The following is a 15,987-nucleotide window of genomic DNA, read 5'->3' as shown; positions in this document are numbered from 1 at the left end:
AACGCCGTGTCCATGCCTCGCTTCGCCGCCGCCGCCCTCGTCGCCGGCGCCCTGCTCGCGGGCGGCGCCTCCCTCGCCCCGGCCGCCTCGGCCGCCTCGGCCGCGAAGACCGGGACGAGCACCACCGCGAAGAGCACCGCCAAGACCGTCACCGTGACGGCCGACGGCCACCTGCGCTCGGTGAGCACCGGCCACCTGCGCTCGGTGAGCACCGGCCACCTGCGCTGACCCCGCGCCGGCCCGCCCGCCGGCCGCGGGCGTTCCGGCCGCGCCTCGCCGCGCCTCGGCGTGCAGCGTCACCCTTCCGCCCGCTCGAGGTCCTCCTCCCGCCACCCGATGACCGAGTGTGCGCCCCCCTCCGCGAACCCCCTGGTGGCGCTCCGCGCTGGCCTCGCTCGGGGCCCGCAACCCGCGCTCGGCCCGCGCGTGGGCCGCGGTGGCGCTGCTGGCGACGTCCGTGACGTGCGTCGGCTCCACCTGGTTCGCCACCGGTGAGCTGCGCTGGCCGGAGCTGGTCGCCACCGGCTCCCTCCTCGCCCTGTCCGCGGCGCTGCTCCTGCTGCCCGTCGTCGTCACCGCCCCGCTGGTGGTGCTGGCCCCCCTCAGCGGGACCGCCACCGTGCTGTGGCTGGACCTGGTCTCCCGCGACGCCGGGCTGACCGGTCGGGTGTTCTTCACGGTGCCCGTCATCTGGGCCGCCAGCCAGCTGCGCGCGGGCGGCACGGTCGTCGTGACCGCCGCGACCATCGCCGCGGACGCCGTCGTGGCGGGGACGCTGCTGCCGCGCGAGGAGGCCGTGACGACCTTCGCCTACACGACCACGCTGCTGGTGCTCGTGGCCGGCACCCTGGCGCGCGGCGCGTGGAAGCAGGACCGCCTCGTGGAGCAGCTGCGCCGGCAGGCGCGCACCGACCCCCTCACCGGGCTGGTCACCCGCCGCGTCCTCGACGCCGCCACCGAGCGGGTGGCCACCGCCGGCTCGCCGGCCGCGCTCGTCGTCGTCGACATCGACCGCTTCAAGTGCGTCAACGACACCTACGGCCACCTCGGCGGGGACGCCGCCCTCGCCCACGTCGCCGGGCTGCTCGCCGCCCACTGCCGCGAGCGCGACGTGGTGGCGCGCATGGGCGGTGACGAGCTGGCCGTGCTCATGCCCGACTGCCCGCCCGCGGTCGCCGTGCAGCGGGCCGAGCGCTTCGTCGAGGCCGTCCGCGAGGCGCCGCTCGTGCTGCCCGGCGGGCAGCTGGTGCCGCTCTCGATCAGCGCCGGGCTGGCGGCGGTGCCGGGCGACGCCCGGGCCGCGCGCGACCTCTACGCCAGCGCCGACTCGGCCCTGTACGCCGCCAAGCGCGCCGGCCGCGACCGGCTGGCCCGCGCCCCCGGTTCGTGATCTCCCTCCAGGCGCCCGCGCCTGGAGGACGATCACCGACCGGGGACGGGCGGCGGCAGGAGCGTGCCGGGAGGCAGGTCGGCGGGGACGTCGGCGTCGCGCACGGCTCCGGCGACCTCGACGGTGCGCACCCCCGGGCCCGCCAGCAGCTCCCGCAACCCGCGGCCGGCGCCGGCCAGCTCCAGGGCGCGCGGCAGGTGCGCGCGGCCGACGAGCACCGGGTGCCCGCCGCGGCCGTCGTGGACGGCGCGCACCAGCGCACCCGGTCCGCCGGCGGCGCCGGCGGCCAGCACCGCCCGCACGTCCCCGGCGCCCACGTCCGGCAGGTCGACGAGGGTGACGAGGACGGCGTCGGCGTCCGCCGCGAGCGGGTGCCGCAGCGCGCGCGCCAGGCCCGCCGCCCGGCCGGTGCGCCAGTCCGGCACGTCGAGGGCCACCACCCCGCCCGGCAGGCCGGGGCGCACCTGCCCGGCCCGCGGGCCGAGCGTCACGAGCACGTCGGCGCAGCCGCCGGCGCGTGCGACGGCGGCCGCGTGCGCGGCCCAGCCCGTGCCGTCGGGGCGGCGCAGCAGCGCCTTGGGCGCACCCATCCGCCGGCCCTCGCCGGCCGCCAGGACGATCCCTACCGCGCGCACCCCGCGATCCCACCACGCGGACCCGCGCTCCCACCGCGCGCACCGGCGGACCCGCCGCGTTTCGGCGGCGTTTCCGCGGCGGGCCCCGGCGGCGGGTGCGCTGGAGGTTCCGCCAACGCACCCGCCGCCCGGGCCGCCGACGTTCGGAGGTTCGGTGGCTGCGCACCGCGCCGGCCCCCGGCCAGACTGGCCGGGACGAGAGGGGAGCGCCCGTGGAACTGGACGCGATGGACGACGAGCGGTTCGAGCGGCTGCTGCGCTCCTGCTGCGACGCCCCCGCGTGGGCGGCCCGCGTGGCGGCCCGGCGCCCCTTCGGCACCGGCGAGGCGCTGCTCGCCGCGGCCGAGCAGGAACTGGCGGCCACCTCCGAGGACGACGTCGACACCGCGCTGGCCGCGCACCCGCGCATCGGCGAGCGCTCCGCGAGCGCCGACTCCCGCCGCGAGCAGTCCGCCGCGCTGGCCGCCGACGAGGCGGTCCTGGCCGCCCTGGCCGAGGGGAACCGGGAGTACGAGGCGCGGTTCGGGCACGTGTACCTGGTGTGCGCGTCCGGCCGCAGCGCCGACGAGCTGCTGGGCGTGCTGCGTTCCCGGCTGGGCAACGACCCCGCCGCCGAGCGCGCCGTGCTGCGCCGCGAACTGGCCGCCATCACCCGGTTGCGGCTGCTGCGCGCGCTGGCGGGGGAGGCGGCGTGACGAGCCTGTCCACCCACGTCCTGGACGCCGTCGCGGGGGTTCCGGCGGCCGGTCTGGCGCTGGTGCTCGCGGACTCCGCGGGGACCGCCGTCGCCACCGCCGCCACCGACGGCGACGGCCGTGCCCGCCTCGCCGAGGACCTGCCGCCGGGCACCTACCGGTTGCTGTTCGCCACGGGCGAGTGGTTCACCGCCGCCGGCCGGGAGGCGTTCTACCCGGAGGTCGTCGTGGCCTTCACCGTCGCGCCCGCCGGGTCCGGGGGCCCGGCGCACCTGCACGTCCCCCTGCTGCTGTCCCCGTTCGCCTACTCGACCTACCGAGGGAGCTGAGAGCCGTGGCGATCGTCCTGGCGGGCCACCAGTACGGGAAGGCCGAGAACCGCGTGGTGCGGTTCCAGCGCGATGCCGCGCGGCACGAGATCTTCGACCTCAACGTCACCTCGACGCTGCGCGGCGACTTCGCCGACGCCTACCTCGCGGGCGACCAGTCGAAGGTCCTGCCCACGGACACGCAGAAGAACACCATCTACTCCTACGCCAAGGAGAAGGGGATCGCCACCGTCGAGGGGTACGCCCTCGACCTCGCGCGCCACTTCGTCGACGACGTGGAACCGGTGTCCTGCGCGCGCATCGACGTCGACTCCCACCTGTGGACGCGGGCCGTCGTCGACGGCGCCGAGCACGACCACACCTGGACCCGTTCCGGCGGCGAGGTCCGCACGGCTGCCGTGACGGTCGACGGGACGGGCGCGCAGCAGCAGGTGCACGTGGTGGCGGGGCTGAAGGACCTCACCCTGCTGAAGTCGACGGGCTCGGAGTTCAGGGACTTCCTCGTCGACGGGTACACGACGCTGGAACCCACCGGGGACCGCGTGATGGCGACCTCGCTGGTGGCGCAGTGGCGCTACGACGAGACCTGCCTGTCCGACGGCTTCGACGTCGACGCCGCCTACGACGCGGTGCGGGCCGCGTTCATCGCGCAGTTCGCGACGCTGCACTCCCTGGCCCTGCAGCAGACGCTGTGGCACATGGGCAAGGCCGCGGTCGAGGCGGTGCCCGGTGTCGTGGAGGTGCGGCTGGCCGCGCCGAACAAGCACCACTTCCTCTACGACACCGCCCGGTTCGGGGTGGAGAACGCCGGTGAGGTCTTCCACGCCGACGACCGCCCGTACGGGCTCATCCAGGCCGTCGTCGCCCGCGACGACGTCCCGGCGGCACCGCTGGCGTGGCAGCGGTGACCGGTTCCGCGCAGGACGCGCTGTTCCTGGACCGGGCCGTCGGGCTCGCCACCCGCAACGTCGCCGACGGCGGCGGCCCGTTCGGCGCGGTGCTCGTGCGCGACGGCGCGGTGCTGGCGACCGGGCAGAACCGGGTGACCCGCGACAACGACCCGACGGCGCACGCGGAGGTGCAGGCGATCCGCGCCGCCTGCCGGGCGCTGGGGACCTTCAGCCTGGCGGGGGCGACGCTGTACTCCAGCTGCGAACCCTGCCCGATGTGCATGGCGTCGGCGCTGTGGGCGCGGGTGGAGCGCGTCGTCTACGCGGCGGACCGCGACGACGCCGCCCGCGGGGGTTTCGACGACCGCACGTTCTACGAGCTGTTCGACACCCCGCGCTCGCAGTGGGCGCTGCGCGTGGAGCAGCAGCGCGACGAGGGGTCCCCGGCGCCCTTCGACGCCTGGCTGGCGAGCGTGGGCCGTGTCGACTACTGACCTGCCCGCCGCACCGCGCTCAGCCGTCGAGCAGCCGCAGCGCGACCCGCAGGTCGACCAGGTCGTCGACGTCGCGCAGGTCCCGGCCCAGCAGCGCCTCCACCCTGGACAGCCGGTAGCGCACGGTGTTCTGGTGCACGTGCAGCGCGCTCGCGGTGCGCGTGGGCGAGGAGCCGCCCGCCAGGTGGGTGCGCAGCGTCGTCAGCAGCTCCTCGTCCTCCAGCACCCCGGCGAGCACCCCGCGGGCGAACTCGCGGCGCTGCGGCAGCGGCACCGCGCGCAGCAGGTCCAGCACGTCGCCGGTGTCGCGGTCGTGCTCGACGACGACGGGCCCGTCGAGGGCGCGGGCGGTGCGCAGCGCGCGCCGGGCGCCCGCCAGCGCGTCGTCGCGGTCCCCGCCGGGCCGGCTGACGCCCACCACGAGCCGGCGCCCGTCCAGGACGGCCGCGGTGCGCCGCAACCGGTGCTCCAGGACCTCCAGCGCGGCGGCCTGCGCGAGCACGTGCGCCGCCCCGCCCCCGCCGGCGGGTTCCCGGCCGGCCTCGTGGACGACCTCGTGCGGGAGGTCGCCCACCGCGTCGGCGACCAGCCCCAGCAGCGCCGGGTCGTCCACCGCGACGGCGACGACCTCGCCGGCGGGTGCGGCGACCGGCTGCGGCACCTGCCGGTGCAGGGCGACGATCCCCGCGAAGGCCGTCAGCAGCGCCTCGGCCGGGTCCGCGCCCGGCACCAGCCACCAGCCGTCCGGTCCGGGCCCCACCCGGCGGCCCGGGGCGCCGGTGGCGAACAGCGCGTCCAGCTCGTCCTCCTCCAGCCGCGGCCCGGCCAGCACCCGGCCGGTCGGCGAGAGCACCCGCACCCCGCCCAGGCCGTCGGCCAGCTCCGGCAGCGGCCGGCCGGCCGCCGCCCCGGCCAGCAGCCGCTGCGCGACGTCGCCGCCAGCGCCCAGTGCGGCGTCCACGTGCGCGCTGACGCGGTGGAAGGCGACGTCCGCGGGCACCGCGAACACCGGCAGCCCGAGGCGCCGCGCGGCCCGCACGACGTCGTCGGGCACCCGCCCCAGCAGCCCCTCGCCGACGGCGAGGGCGCAGCCGCCCGCGGCGTCCACCGAGGCGACGAACGCCTCGCTGTCGGCCGCCCCGCGCCGCCACGCCAGACCGGTGAGCACCAGGTGCCCGACGGCCACGTAGCGGCCCGGCTCGCGCAGGTCGATGGTCGTGGTGCCCGTCACCGGGCGGTCCAGCGCGCGGTCGGGCGCGGTGAGCAGCCGCAGCCCCAGCCCCGCGCGCGCGAGGTCGGACACCCGCACAGGACCTCCTCGCAGGCCGGGGGGACGCCGTGGACCTGACCACGGTCGAGACCATCCTCCCCGTCCGCGACCGCGCGGCCCTCGCCGGTGCCCACCGCGGCGCCGGCGACACCGCGCTCCTGGCCGGCGGCACCTGGCTGTTCTCGGTGCCGCAGCCGCACCTGCGCACCCTCGTCGACCTCACCGCGCTCGGGTGGGAGCCGTTCGAAGTGGACGAGCAGGGCCTGCGGATCGCCGCGACGTGCCCGATCGGCGCGCTCGCCGACGTGCCGTTCGCAGCGGACTGGGCGGCGCGGCCGCTGTTCCGCCAGTGCACGCGCGCGCTGCTGGCCTCCTTCAAGGTCCGCGCGGTCGCCACCGTGGGCGGCAACGTCTGCACGGCGCTGCCGGCCGGGGCGATGACGTCGCTGACCAGCGCCCTCGACGGCGTCGCGGAGCTGTGGCCGCAGGGGGGCGGGGTGCGCCGGGTGCCGGTCGCCGAGCTCGTCACCGGCGACGGCCGCACCGCCCTCGCGCCGGGGGAGGTGCTGCGCGCGGTGCGGCTGCCGGTGCGGGCGCTGCGGGCGACGACGGCGTTCCGGCGCCTGTCGCGGGCCCGGCTGGGGCGCTCGGCCGCCCTCGTCGTCGGCCGCCGCGACGAGGACGGGGGCTTCACGCTCACCGTCACCGCCTCCACCCCGCGGCCGCTGGTGCTGCGGCACGCCGCGGTGCCGGCCGCCGCCGAGCTGGTCGCGCAGCTGGAGGCGGCCGTCGAGGACGGGCCCGGCTGGTTCGAGGACGTGCACGGCGACCTCGACTGGCGCCGCGCGGGCACCCTGCGGTTCGCCGCCGAGGTCGTGGAGGAGCTGTCGTGAAGCTGGTCGTCAACGGCACCGCCCGCGAGGTGGAGCCCCGGGCCGGGCAGTGCCTGCGCACCCTGCTGCGCGAGGCCTCGCACGTGGAGGTCAAGAAGGGCTGCGACTCCGGCGACTGCGGCGCCTGCACCGTCCTCGTCGAGGGCTCCCCGGTGCACTCCTGCCTGTACCCGGCGCTGCGCGCCGCCGACCGCGAGATCACCACCGTCGCGGGGCTGGGGACCCCGGAGCGGCTCAGCCCGCTGCAGCAGCGGTTCGTCGACGCCGCGGGCTTCCAGTGCGGTTTCTGCACCGCCGGGATGGTCGTCACCGCCTCCACCCTCGACGACGACCAGCGCGCGGACCTGGGCGAGCACCTCAAGGGGAACCTGTGCCGCTGCACCGGCTACCGCTCGATCCGGGACGCCGTCACCGCCGACGCGGTGGAACCCCTGCCCGGCAGCGGCGCGGTGGGGGAGCGGGTGGCCGCCCCGGCGGCGCGGCGCGTGGTCACCGGCGCCGAGCCGTACGCGCTCGACCTCACCGGCGACCCCTCCGGCGGCGCGGTGCCGCCGACCGCCCCGCTGCACCTGGCCGTCCTGCGCAGCCCGCACGCGCACGCGCGGATCACGGCGGTCGACGCGGCCGCGGCGCGGGCCCTGCCCGGTGTGCACCTCGTCCTCACCCACGAGGACGTCCCCCGCGTGCTGTTCTCCACCGGCCGCCACGAGAACCGCCTCGACGACCCCGACGACACGCTGGTGCTGGACCCCGTGGTGCGCCACCGCGGCCAGCGGGTGGCGGTGGCCGTCGCCGAGACCCGCGCGCTGGCCGAGCGGGCGCTGGAGCTGGTCGCCGTGGAGTTCCAGCAGCTGCCCGCGGTGCTCGACGCCGAGGCCGCGCTGGAACCCGGTGCGCCGCTGGTGCACGGCGACAAGGACGCCGCCGCCTCGCGCATCGCCGACCCGCGGCGCAACCTCGTCGCCGAGCTGCACGGCGAGGTCGGCGACGTGGAGGAGGCGCTGGCGCGGGCGGAGTTCACCGCCGGCGGCACCTACCGCACCGCGCGCGTCTCGCACGTCGCGCTGGAGACGCACTCCGCGGTCTCCTGGCTGGACGACGACGGCCGCCTCGTCGTGCGCAGCAGCACCCAGGTGCCCTTCCTCGTGCGCGACGAGCTGGCGCGCGTGCTCGGCCTGGACCGCGAGCGGGTGCGGGTGCTCGCCCCCCGCGTCGGCGGGGGCTTCGGCGGCAAGCAGGAGATGCTCGTCGAGGACCTCGTGGCGCTGGCGACGCTGCGCACCGGCCGGGCCGTGCAGTACGAGACCACCCGCGCCGAGGCGCTGTCGGCGCTGCCGACGCGGCACCCGTTCCGGGTGGCGGTGCGGCTGGGCGCGGGCCGGGACGGGGTGCTGACCGCGCTGGCGGTGGACGTCCTCGTGGACGCCGGCGCCTACGGCAACCACTCCCCGGGGGTGATGTTCCACGGCTGCCACGAGTCGGTGGCGACCTACCGGGTGCCGAACAAGAGGGTCGACGCGCGCGCCGCCTACACGCACACCCAGCCGTCGGGGGCCTTCCGCGGCTACGGGCTGGGGCAGGTGGTGTTCGCGATCGAGTCGGCGCTGGACGACCTCGCCCGCGAGCTGGGGATGGACCCGTTCGAGCTGCGCCGGCGCAACGTCGTCGTCCCCGGCGACCCGTTCGTCGTCACCTCGCTGCCGCAGGACGGTTCCGAGGGCGACGACGGGTTGCGCTACGGCAGCTACGGCCTCGACCAGTGCCTGGACCTCGTGCAGGAGGCCCTCGGCCGCGGCGGGGAACCCGCCCCGACCGGGCCCTCCTGGCGGGTGGGCACCGGGATGGCGCTGTCGATGATCGCCACGACCCCGCCGCGCGGGCACTTCGCGGACGCCCGCGCGCGCCTGCTGGCCGACGGGACGTGGGAGCTGTCGGTGGGCACCGCGGAGTTCGGCAACGGCACGACGACCGTCCTCACGCAGATCGGCGTCCAGGCGCTGGCCACGAGCGCGGAGCGGATCCGGTTGCGCCAGTCCGACACCGACGCGGTCCGCCACGACACCGGGGCGTTCGGCTCGGCGGGTTCGGTCGTCGCCGGCAAGGCGCTGCTGGTGGCCTGCGAGCGCCTGGCCCACCGGGTGCGCGAGGTCGGCGCGCAGCTGCTCGGCGCGCAGCCGCACGAGGTGGTCCTCGGCCCGGAGGGGGTGAGCCGCGGCGGTGCGTCGGTCCCGCTGGCCGACGTCCACGCCGAGTGCCTGCGCCGCACCGGCTCCGGTCCCTGCGCGGACGGCGACGACGACGCGGCGCTGCGGTCGGTGGCCTTCGACGTCCAGGGCTTCCGGGTCGCGGTGGACGTGGACTCCGGGCAGGTGCGGATCCTGCGCTCGGTGCACGCCGTCGACGCGGGCACCGTCCTGAACCCCGTGCAGCTGCGCGGGCAGGTCGAGGGCGGGGTGGCGCAGGGCATCGGTTCCGCCCTCTTCGAGCAGGTGCGGGCCGGGGCCGACGGGGCGGGCGCGGAGACGACGCTGCGCGAGTACTACGTCCCGCGCCTGGACGACGTCCCCGAGACGGAGGTCCTGTTCGCCGACACCTGCGACACCATCGGCCCGCTGGGGGCGAAGTCGATGAGCGAGGCGCCCTACAACCCGGTCGCCCCCGCGCTGGCCAACGCCGTCCGCGACGCCGTCGGCGTGCGCCTGCGCGAGCTGCCGATGACCGCCGACCGCGTCTGGCGCGCCTGCCGCTCCTGACCCCGCCCCCGACCCCGCCCCCGACCCCGCCCCCGACCCCGCTGCTGCCTCCGACCCGGTGGGCGCGGGAGCATGGTCGGCGCGGGGAGCGGGCGAGCGAGGGGGGCGGCGTGGGCCGGGGCGAAGCGACGAGGACGGCGATCATCGAGGCGGCCGAGCGCCTGTTCGCCGAGCACGGCCTCGACAACGTCTCCCACCGCCGGATCAGCGCGGCCGCGGGGCAGGGCAACAACGCCGCCGTCGGGTACCACTTCGGCACCGCGGCCGACCTCGTGGCGGCGATCGTCGAGCGGCACTCCGCGCCGGTGGAGCGGATCCGCGCGCGCATGCTCGCCGAGGTGCAGGGGTCCACCGGGATCCGCGACTGGGCCGGCTGCCTGGTGCGCCCGACGGCCGAGCACCTGGAGGGCCTGGGCAACCCCACCTGGTACGCCCGGCTGTCGGCGCAGCTGGCCACCGACCCGCGCCGGCACGCCCTCGTCGTCGAGCACGCGCTGCGCTCCCCGGCCCTGCGCGCCGTCGTCGCCGGGTTCCGGGCGTGCCTGCCCGAGCTGCCGCCCGAGGTGCTGGCCGAGCGCGGCGACATGGCGCGGCTGCTCACCGTCCACGTCTTCGCCCAGCGCGAGACGGTGCTGGCGGAGGGCGGCGTGCCGGCGCGCGCCAGCTGGGCCGAGTGCGCCGACGGCCTCGTCGACGCCCTCGTCGGCATGTGGACGGCGCCGGTGACCCCCGCTGTGCATGCACAGCGTGCTTGACGGGGCACCCTGACGGGTCCAGAGTCGGCCTGTGCATGCACAGTCGCGGCGCAGCGGTCACGTCCGGGCGGGCGAGCGCGCCTACGCCCGGTTGCGCGAGGACGTCCTGGACGGGGTGCTCGCCCCCGGCGCGGTCCTCGCGGAGGTCGACCAGAGCCAGCGGCTGGGGGTCTCCCGCACCCCCGTGCGCGAGGCCTTCGCCCGGCTCGTCGCCGAGGGCCTGGCCCGCCCCCTGGCCGGGCGCGGCCTCGTCGTCGCCCCGCTGGACGTGGAGGGGCTGGACCACCTCTACGACCTGCGCGAGGCCCTGGAGGTCAAGGCGGCCCGGCTGGCGGCCGTCCGCCGCGACGCCGGCACCTTCGAGCGGTTCGCGCTCGCCTTCGCCGCCGCCCCGCGGCTGCTGGACTCCGAGGCCGGGCTGGACCGCTACTACGCCTTGAGCGCGGAGTTCGACGCCGCCGTCGACGCCGCCGTCGCCAACCCGTGGCTGCAGCAGGCGCTGGACTCCGTGCGCACGCACCTGGTCCGCATCCGCCGGCTGGCCCGCCACGACCCCGCGCGGCTGCGCGCGGCCGCCGCCGAGCACCAGCTGATCGCCGAGGCGATCGCCGCCGGGGACGCCGACCTCGCCGCGCACGCCGTCCACGTGCACCTGCACCGCAGCCGCACCCACTTCGGCGCCCGCGTCGGCGAGCAGCCGCAGCGCGAGGAGGTGGGGGCGTGAGGCTGCACGAGGTCCGCGTCCACCGCAGCGACGAGCGCTTCCCGCGCGAGGGCGAGCTCGCCTGGCAGCTGGCCGAGCTCGCCGCCGAGGACGTGCCCGTCGACGACGACGTCGCCGGGATGGTCGTCAACCGGGTGCTGGACGACGCGGCCGTGGCCGCGGCCGCGCTGCTGCGCCCGCCCGTCGTCGCCGCCCGCGCGCAGGCGCTGGCGCACCCGCCCTCGCGCGGCGGGGCCGGGGCCCGCGTCGTCGGCACGGACGCGCTCACCTCGCCGGAGTGGGCGGCCTGGGCCGGCGGCGTCGCCGTGCGCGAGCTGGACTTCCACGACACCTTCCTGGCCGCGGACTACTCCCACCCCGGCGACAACGTCCCCGCGCTGGTGGCCGTCGCCCAGCACCTCGGCCTCGACGGCGCCGCCCTGCTGCGCGGGATCGTCACGGCCTACGAGGTGCAGGTCGACCTCGTGCGGGCGATCTGCCTGCACGCGCACAAGATCGACCACGTCGCCCACCTCGGCCCGGCGGTGGCGGCCGGGATCGGCGCGATGCTGCGCCTGCCCGTCGAGACGACGTACCAGGCGATCGGCCAGGCGCTGCACACCACGACTGCGACGCGGCAGTCGCGCAAGGGCGCGATCTCGACGTGGAAGGCGTACGCCCCCGCCTTCGCCGGCAAGGTCGCCGTCGAGGCCGTGGACCGGGCGGTGCGCGGGCAGACCAGCCCGGCACCGGTCTGGGAGGGCGAGGACGGGGTGGTCGCCTGGCTGCTCGACGGCCCGGACGCCGTCTACCGGGTCCCGCTGCCGGAACCCGGCGAACCCCGCCGCGCGATCCTGGACACCTACACCAAGGAGCACTCCGCCGAGTACCAGGCGCAGGCGCTCATCGACCTCGCCCGCCGCCTGCACCGCGAGCACCCGGAACTGCGCGACCCCGCGAACGTGACCTCGATCGTCCTGCACACCTCCCACCACACCCACGTCGTCATCGGTTCCGGTTCCGGCGACCCGCAGAAGTACGACCCCGGCGCCAGCCGGGAGACCCTCGACCACTCCGTGCCGTACGTCTTCGCCGTCGCGCTGCAGGACGGCGGCTGGCACCACGTCGACTCCTACGCCCCCGAGCGCGCCCGTCGGCCCGACACCGTCGCGCTGTGGCGCAAGGTCTCCACCGTGGAGGACCCGGCGTGGACGGCGCGCTACCACGCCACCGACCCGGCGCAGAAGGCGTTCGGCGCCCGCGTCGTCGCCACCCTGGCCGACGGTTCCGCGGTGGTCGATGAGATCGCCGTCGCCGACGCCCACCCGCTGGGCGCGCACCCCTTCACCCGCGTGCAGTACGAGGCCAAGTTCGCGACCCTCGCCGACGGCGTCCTGACCGCCGGGGAGGTCCGGCGGTTCACCGACCTGGCCCGGCGGCTGCCGGAGCTGGACGCCGCGGGCGTGCGGGGACTGGGGATCGTCGCGGCGCCCGGGCTGCTCGAGACCGCACCACCGCCGACCGGACTCTTCTGAGGAGCTGCCGTGCTGAACTCGACGACGACGCCGAGCGCCAAGCGGGCGGGTCTGCGCGCCGCCCTGCGCGGGGACGGGCTGCTGCGGTTCCCCGGTGCCTTCAACCCGTTGTCCGCCAAGCTCGTCGAGCGGCACGGCTTCGAGGGCGTCTACGTCTCCGGGGCGGTGCTGTCGGCCGACCTGGGGCTGCCGGACATCGGCCTGACGACGCTGACCGAGGTCGCCTCGCGCTCGGCGCAGATCGCGCGCGCCACCGACCTGCCCGTCCTCGTCGACGCCGACACCGGTTTCGGCGAACCCCTCAACGTGGCGCGCACCGTCCAGCTGCTGGAGGACGCCGGCGTCGCCGGCCTGCACGTGGAGGACCAGGTGAACCCCAAGCGCTGCGGGCACCTGGAGGGCAAGGCGGTCGTGGACGAGGAGACCGCGCTGCGGCGGGTGCGTGCGGCCGTCGACGCCCGCCGCGACGGCGACTTCCTCGTCGTGGCGCGCACCGACGTGCGCGGCACCGTCCCCGGCCCGGAGGGGCTGCGGGCGGCGGTGCGGCGCGCGCAGGCCCTCGCCGACGCCGGCGCGGACGCGGTGTTCGCCGAGGCGATGGCCGACCTCGCCGAGTTCGAGGCGGTCTGCTCGGCCCTCGACGTGCCGGTGCTGGCGAACATGACGGAGTTCGGCCGCAGCGACCTGTTCACCCACGAGCAGCTGCGCGAGGCGGGGGTGCGCATCGTCATCCACCCCGTCTCGCTGCTGCGGCTGGCGATGGGGGCCGCCGACCGCGCCCTGGGCGAGCTGGCCGCCGAGGGGACGCTGGCGGCGAAGGTCCCCGAGATGCAGACCCGCGCGCAGCTGTACGACCTCGTGGACTACGCCGGCTACTCGGTGTTCGACTCCGGGATCCACGACTTCAGCCTGGAGGGGAACCGGTGAGCGCGCGGGGGCTGGCGGGCGTCGTCGCGGGCACCACGGCCGTCTCCGAGGTCGACCCGGACACGAACTCGCTGCTGTACCGGGGCTACCCCGTCCAGGAGCTCGCCGCGCGCTGCTCGTTCGAGGAGGTCGCCTGGCTGCTGTGGCACGGGGAACTGCCCGGGGAGGCGGAACTGGCGGCCTTCCGCGCCCGCGAGCGCGCCGGTCGCGCACCGGACCCCGCGCTGCTGCGGGTCCTCGACGGCCTGCCGCCGCACGCGCACCCGATGGACGTCGTGCGCACCGCCGTCAGCGTCCTCGGCGCGCTCGACCCCGCCGCCGGCGACAGCTCGCCCGCGGCGGAGCTGGCCAAGGCCGAGCGGTTGCTCGCCGTGCTGCCCGCGGTGCTCGCGCGCGTCCAGCGCCGCCGCCGGGGCCTGGACCCGGTCCCGGCGCGCGACGACCTCGGCTACGCCGCGAACCTGCTGTGGACCACCCTCGGCACCGAACCCGACGAGGTCGCCGTCCGCACGCTGGAGACCTCCCTCGTCCTGTACGCCGAGCACTCCTTCAACGCCTCGACGTTCACCGCGCGCGTCGTCACCTCCACGCTCTCGGACCTGCACTCGGCGGTGACCGCGGCCGTCGGCGCGCTCAAGGGACCGCTGCACGGCGGCGCGAACGAGGCCGTCTGGCAGGTCTTCCAGGAGATCGGGCCCGGCGAGGGCGCCGCGCGGCGGGCCCGCGCCTGGCTGGAGCGCGCCCTCGCCGAGCACCGCAAGGTCATGGGTTTCGGGCACCGCGTGTACCGCTCCGGCGACTCGCGGGTCCCGACCATGCACGAGGCGCTGCGCCGGCTGGCGACCGCGCGCGGCCGCGAGGACCTCCTCGACCTCTACGACGCGCTCGAGGAGGCGGTGAGCGCCGCGAAGGGCATCGCGCCGAACCTCGACTACCCCGCCGGTCCCGCCTACCACCTGCTGGGTTTCGACACCGACGTCTTCACACCGCTGTTCGTCGCCGCGCGCGTCGTCGGCTGGAGCGCCCACGTCGTCGAGCAGCGCGCCGACAACGCCCTCATCCGGCCGCTGTCGGAGTACACCGGCCCAGAGGAGCGGCACCTGCCGCCCTCCGGGTCCGCCGGCGGCGGCCGGGAGCGGCCGGACGGGTGACCGGAACCGGCCCGCGCGCTGTTCAGGCGGGGACGCCGGCCCTCACCTGCGACTGCACCAGCACCGGCAGGTGGTCGGAACCGGCCTGCTGCAGCGTCGTCACCGACTCGATGTGCATGCCCTCGGAGACCGCGAAGTCGAAGTGCCCGCGGAACCTCTTGCGCACGTAGGTGGGCAGGTCGCTGTGCGACAGCTCGTAGCCCTGCTCGCCCAGCCGCCGCGCCAGCGAGCTGGCGAACCAGGGGTAGTTGAAGTCCCCGACCACGAGCGAGGAGCTGCCGTGCGCGGCGGAGCGGATGGCGCCCAGCGCCTCGGTGATCTGGTGGCGGCGCATCGCGTTGGTCGCCGACAGCGGTGCGGTGTGGATGGAGGCCAGGGTGAGCAGCGCCCCGCCGGAGGCCAGGTCCTCGAAGCGCACCGCGAGCAGCCGCTCGTGCGCCGGGGAGAGCACCCGGTCGTGCATGGAGCGGCGCAGCGGGCGCATCTCGTGCCCGTGCGCGTGCAGCCTGTCGGGGCGGTAGTACAGCGCCAGGCCCAGCCGGTTGCGCTGGGTCGCCCCGGCCAGGACGAGCGGGCCCACCGTCTCCGGCAGGCGCAGCGTGTCGCACTCCTGCAGGCACAGCGCGTCCGCGTCGTGCGCGACCGCGAGGTCCACCAGCTCCGTCGTCGCGCGCCCCTCGTGCAGGTTGTAGCTGATCGTGCGGAGCGGACGTCGTTCGGCACCTTCCACGCCCCGAACCTACTCCGGGACGCCCTGCGCGTCCCGTCGTGGTCCTTGACGGCTCAAGTTCCGCGACCTAGTGTCGATCGACGCGTCGAGCACGCATCGAATGGAGCACCGTGTCCGCCCTGCCCCCCGCCGTCGTCCGCACCAGCGTGAGCGTCCCGCTGCGCTTCCCCGACGGCTACGCCACCACCGCCCAGGTCCACACCTTCACCGGCCTGGCCGACGACCGCGAGCACCTGGCCCTGGGCCTGGGCGACTGGGAGGGGGCGCTGCGGCGCTCCGCGGCCGGCGGGCCGGCGCCGCTGGTGCGCCCGCACTCCGAGTGCCTCACCGGGGACGTCTTCGGCTCCCAGCGCTGCGACTGCGGGCCGCAGCTGCGCGAGGCCGTCGAGCGCATCGCGGGCGTCGGGGGCCTCCTGCTGTACCTGCGCCAGGAGGGCCGCGGCATCGGCCTGTACGCCAAGCTGGACGCCTACGCGCTGCAGGACGCCGGGCTGGACACCTACGAGGCGAACCTGGCCCTGGGTCGCGGCGAGGACGAGCGCGACTACACCGCCGCCGCGCAGATGCTCACCGCCCTCGGCGCGCACCGCGTGGACCTGCTGAGCAACAACCCCGACAAGGCCGCGCAGCTGCAGCGCCTGGGCGTCGAGGTCGCCCGGCGGGTGGCGACGGGGGTGCACCTGTCGGCCGCGAACGCGGGCTACCTGCGCGCCAAGCGCGACCACACGGCCCACTCCCTGGACCTCACGGGCTGACGGGCGGTCACCGGCGGGCGCACCCGATCACCCGTCCGGGCTACAGGCGGGGCCGCTGACGGCCGAGGCAGTGGGGGAACGC

At 76.8% G+C, this 15,987-nt stretch carries 17 protein-coding genes; 14 read left to right on the top strand and 3 right to left on the bottom strand.

Annotated elements, in window-relative coordinates; all coding sequences use genetic code 11:
• Positions 1-6: 6 nt before the first annotated feature.
• Both ACRYM2_RS02150 and ACRYM2_RS02145 read left to right on the top strand, forming a co-directional pair.
• Positions 7-228, top strand: coding sequence for a hypothetical protein (locus ACRYM2_RS02150; RefSeq protein ID WP_432519513.1), 222 nt, complete (start codon positions 7-9; stop codon positions 226-228).
• Positions 229-346: 118 nt separating this feature from the next.
• Positions 347-1,390 carry a GGDEF domain-containing protein gene (locus tag ACRYM2_RS02145; protein ID WP_432519511.1) on the top strand — a complete coding sequence of 348 codons (1,044 nt, stop codon included), beginning with the start codon at positions 347-349 and terminating at the stop codon, positions 1,388-1,390.
• 32 nt (positions 1,391-1,422) lie between these two features.
• Here ACRYM2_RS02145 and ACRYM2_RS02140 read toward each other — a convergent pair whose 3' ends face one another.
• Positions 1,423-2,025 carry a nucleotidyltransferase family protein gene (locus tag ACRYM2_RS02140; protein WP_432519509.1) on the bottom strand — a complete coding sequence of 201 codons (603 nt, stop codon included), beginning with the start codon at positions 2,023-2,025 and terminating at the stop codon, positions 1,423-1,425.
• A gap of 227 nt (positions 2,026-2,252) precedes the next feature.
• Here ACRYM2_RS02140 and uraD point away from each other — a divergent pair, with 227 nt between their 5' ends.
• Genes uraD through ACRYM2_RS02120 form a run of 4 tightly spaced genes read left to right on the top strand, consistent with a single transcriptional unit; the run spans position 2,253 to position 4,433 of the window.
• On the top strand, positions 2,253-2,720 hold the full coding sequence (uraD, locus tag ACRYM2_RS02135) for a 2-oxo-4-hydroxy-4-carboxy-5-ureidoimidazoline decarboxylase (protein WP_432519612.1): 468 nt from the start codon (positions 2,253-2,255) through the stop codon (positions 2,718-2,720).
• The gene (gene uraH / locus ACRYM2_RS02130; protein WP_432519507.1) at positions 2,717-3,049 is read left to right on the top strand and encodes a hydroxyisourate hydrolase; all 333 of its coding nucleotides are present in this window, start codon (positions 2,717-2,719) and stop codon (positions 3,047-3,049) included. Before uraD ends, uraH begins: the two co-directional genes overlap by 4 nt.
• Before the next feature lie 5 nt (positions 3,050-3,054).
• Positions 3,055-3,957 carry a factor-independent urate hydroxylase gene (gene pucL, locus ACRYM2_RS02125; RefSeq protein WP_432519505.1) on the top strand — a complete coding sequence of 301 codons (903 nt, stop codon included), beginning with the start codon at positions 3,055-3,057 and terminating at the stop codon, positions 3,955-3,957.
• Positions 3,945-4,433: a nucleoside deaminase gene (locus tag ACRYM2_RS02120; RefSeq protein ID WP_432519503.1), complete on the top strand. Its 489-nt coding sequence runs from the start codon at positions 3,945-3,947 to the stop codon at positions 4,431-4,433. Before pucL ends, ACRYM2_RS02120 begins: the two co-directional genes overlap by 13 nt.
• A gap of 19 nt (positions 4,434-4,452) precedes the next feature.
• Here the strand turns inward: ACRYM2_RS02120 and ACRYM2_RS02115 are convergent, their stop codons facing one another.
• Positions 4,453-5,736: a PucR family transcriptional regulator gene (locus tag ACRYM2_RS02115; RefSeq protein ID WP_432519502.1), complete on the bottom strand. Its 1,284-nt coding sequence runs from the start codon at positions 5,734-5,736 to the stop codon at positions 4,453-4,455.
• 35 nt (positions 5,737-5,771) lie between these two features.
• Between ACRYM2_RS02115 and ACRYM2_RS02110 the strand changes: the two genes are divergently transcribed.
• The 7 genes from ACRYM2_RS02110 (at position 5,772) to ACRYM2_RS02080 (ending at position 14,420) form a co-directional block, all read left to right on the top strand.
• On the top strand, positions 5,772-6,596 hold the full coding sequence (locus tag ACRYM2_RS02110) for an FAD binding domain-containing protein (RefSeq protein WP_432519501.1): 825 nt from the start codon (positions 5,772-5,774) through the stop codon (positions 6,594-6,596).
• Entirely contained in the window at positions 6,593-9,349 is a 2,757-nt protein-coding gene (locus tag ACRYM2_RS02105; RefSeq protein ID WP_432519500.1) for a molybdopterin-dependent oxidoreductase, read from the top strand. Before ACRYM2_RS02110 ends, ACRYM2_RS02105 begins: the two co-directional genes overlap by 4 nt.
• Before the next feature lie 110 nt (positions 9,350-9,459).
• Positions 9,460-10,104 (top strand): TetR/AcrR family transcriptional regulator, encoded by a 645-nt coding sequence (locus ACRYM2_RS02100; RefSeq protein ID WP_432519499.1) that lies wholly within the window; start codon positions 9,460-9,462, stop codon positions 10,102-10,104.
• A gap of 31 nt (positions 10,105-10,135) precedes the next feature.
• Positions 10,136-10,828: a GntR family transcriptional regulator gene (locus ACRYM2_RS02095; RefSeq protein ID WP_432519497.1), complete on the top strand. Its 693-nt coding sequence runs from the start codon at positions 10,136-10,138 to the stop codon at positions 10,826-10,828.
• A complete protein-coding gene (locus tag ACRYM2_RS02090; protein WP_432519496.1) occupies positions 10,825-12,342 on the top strand; it encodes an MmgE/PrpD family protein in 1,518 nt (505 codons plus the stop codon). The genes ACRYM2_RS02095 and ACRYM2_RS02090 overlap by 4 nt, the downstream gene beginning before the upstream one ends.
• Before the next feature lie 9 nt (positions 12,343-12,351).
• Positions 12,352-13,269: a methylisocitrate lyase gene (gene prpB, locus ACRYM2_RS02085; protein WP_432519495.1), complete on the top strand. Its 918-nt coding sequence runs from the start codon at positions 12,352-12,354 to the stop codon at positions 13,267-13,269.
• Positions 13,266-14,420, top strand: a complete 1,155-nt coding sequence (locus ACRYM2_RS02080; protein WP_432519494.1) for a bifunctional 2-methylcitrate synthase/citrate synthase — start codon at positions 13,266-13,268, stop codon at positions 14,418-14,420. The genes prpB and ACRYM2_RS02080 overlap by 4 nt, the downstream gene beginning before the upstream one ends.
• Before the next feature lie 22 nt (positions 14,421-14,442).
• On the opposite strand, the gene ACRYM2_RS02075 is transcribed toward ACRYM2_RS02080, so the two are convergent.
• Complete coding sequence (locus ACRYM2_RS02075) at positions 14,443-15,150, bottom strand: endonuclease/exonuclease/phosphatase family protein (RefSeq protein ID WP_432519493.1); 708 nt, start codon at positions 15,148-15,150, stop codon at positions 14,443-14,445.
• Positions 15,151-15,269: 119 nt separating this feature from the next.
• Here ACRYM2_RS02075 and ACRYM2_RS02070 point away from each other — a divergent pair, with 119 nt between their 5' ends.
• On the top strand, positions 15,270-15,905 hold the full coding sequence (locus tag ACRYM2_RS02070; RefSeq protein WP_432519610.1) for a GTP cyclohydrolase II: 636 nt from the start codon (positions 15,270-15,272) through the stop codon (positions 15,903-15,905).
• Positions 15,906-15,987 lie beyond the last annotated feature (82 nt).

This window comes from Kineococcus aridisoli, assembly GCF_050871885.1.
In the GTDB taxonomy this organism is placed as follows: Bacteria; Actinomycetota; Actinomycetes; order Actinomycetales; family Kineococcaceae; genus Kineococcus.
This window is presented reverse-complemented; position numbering and strand designations above follow the sequence as displayed.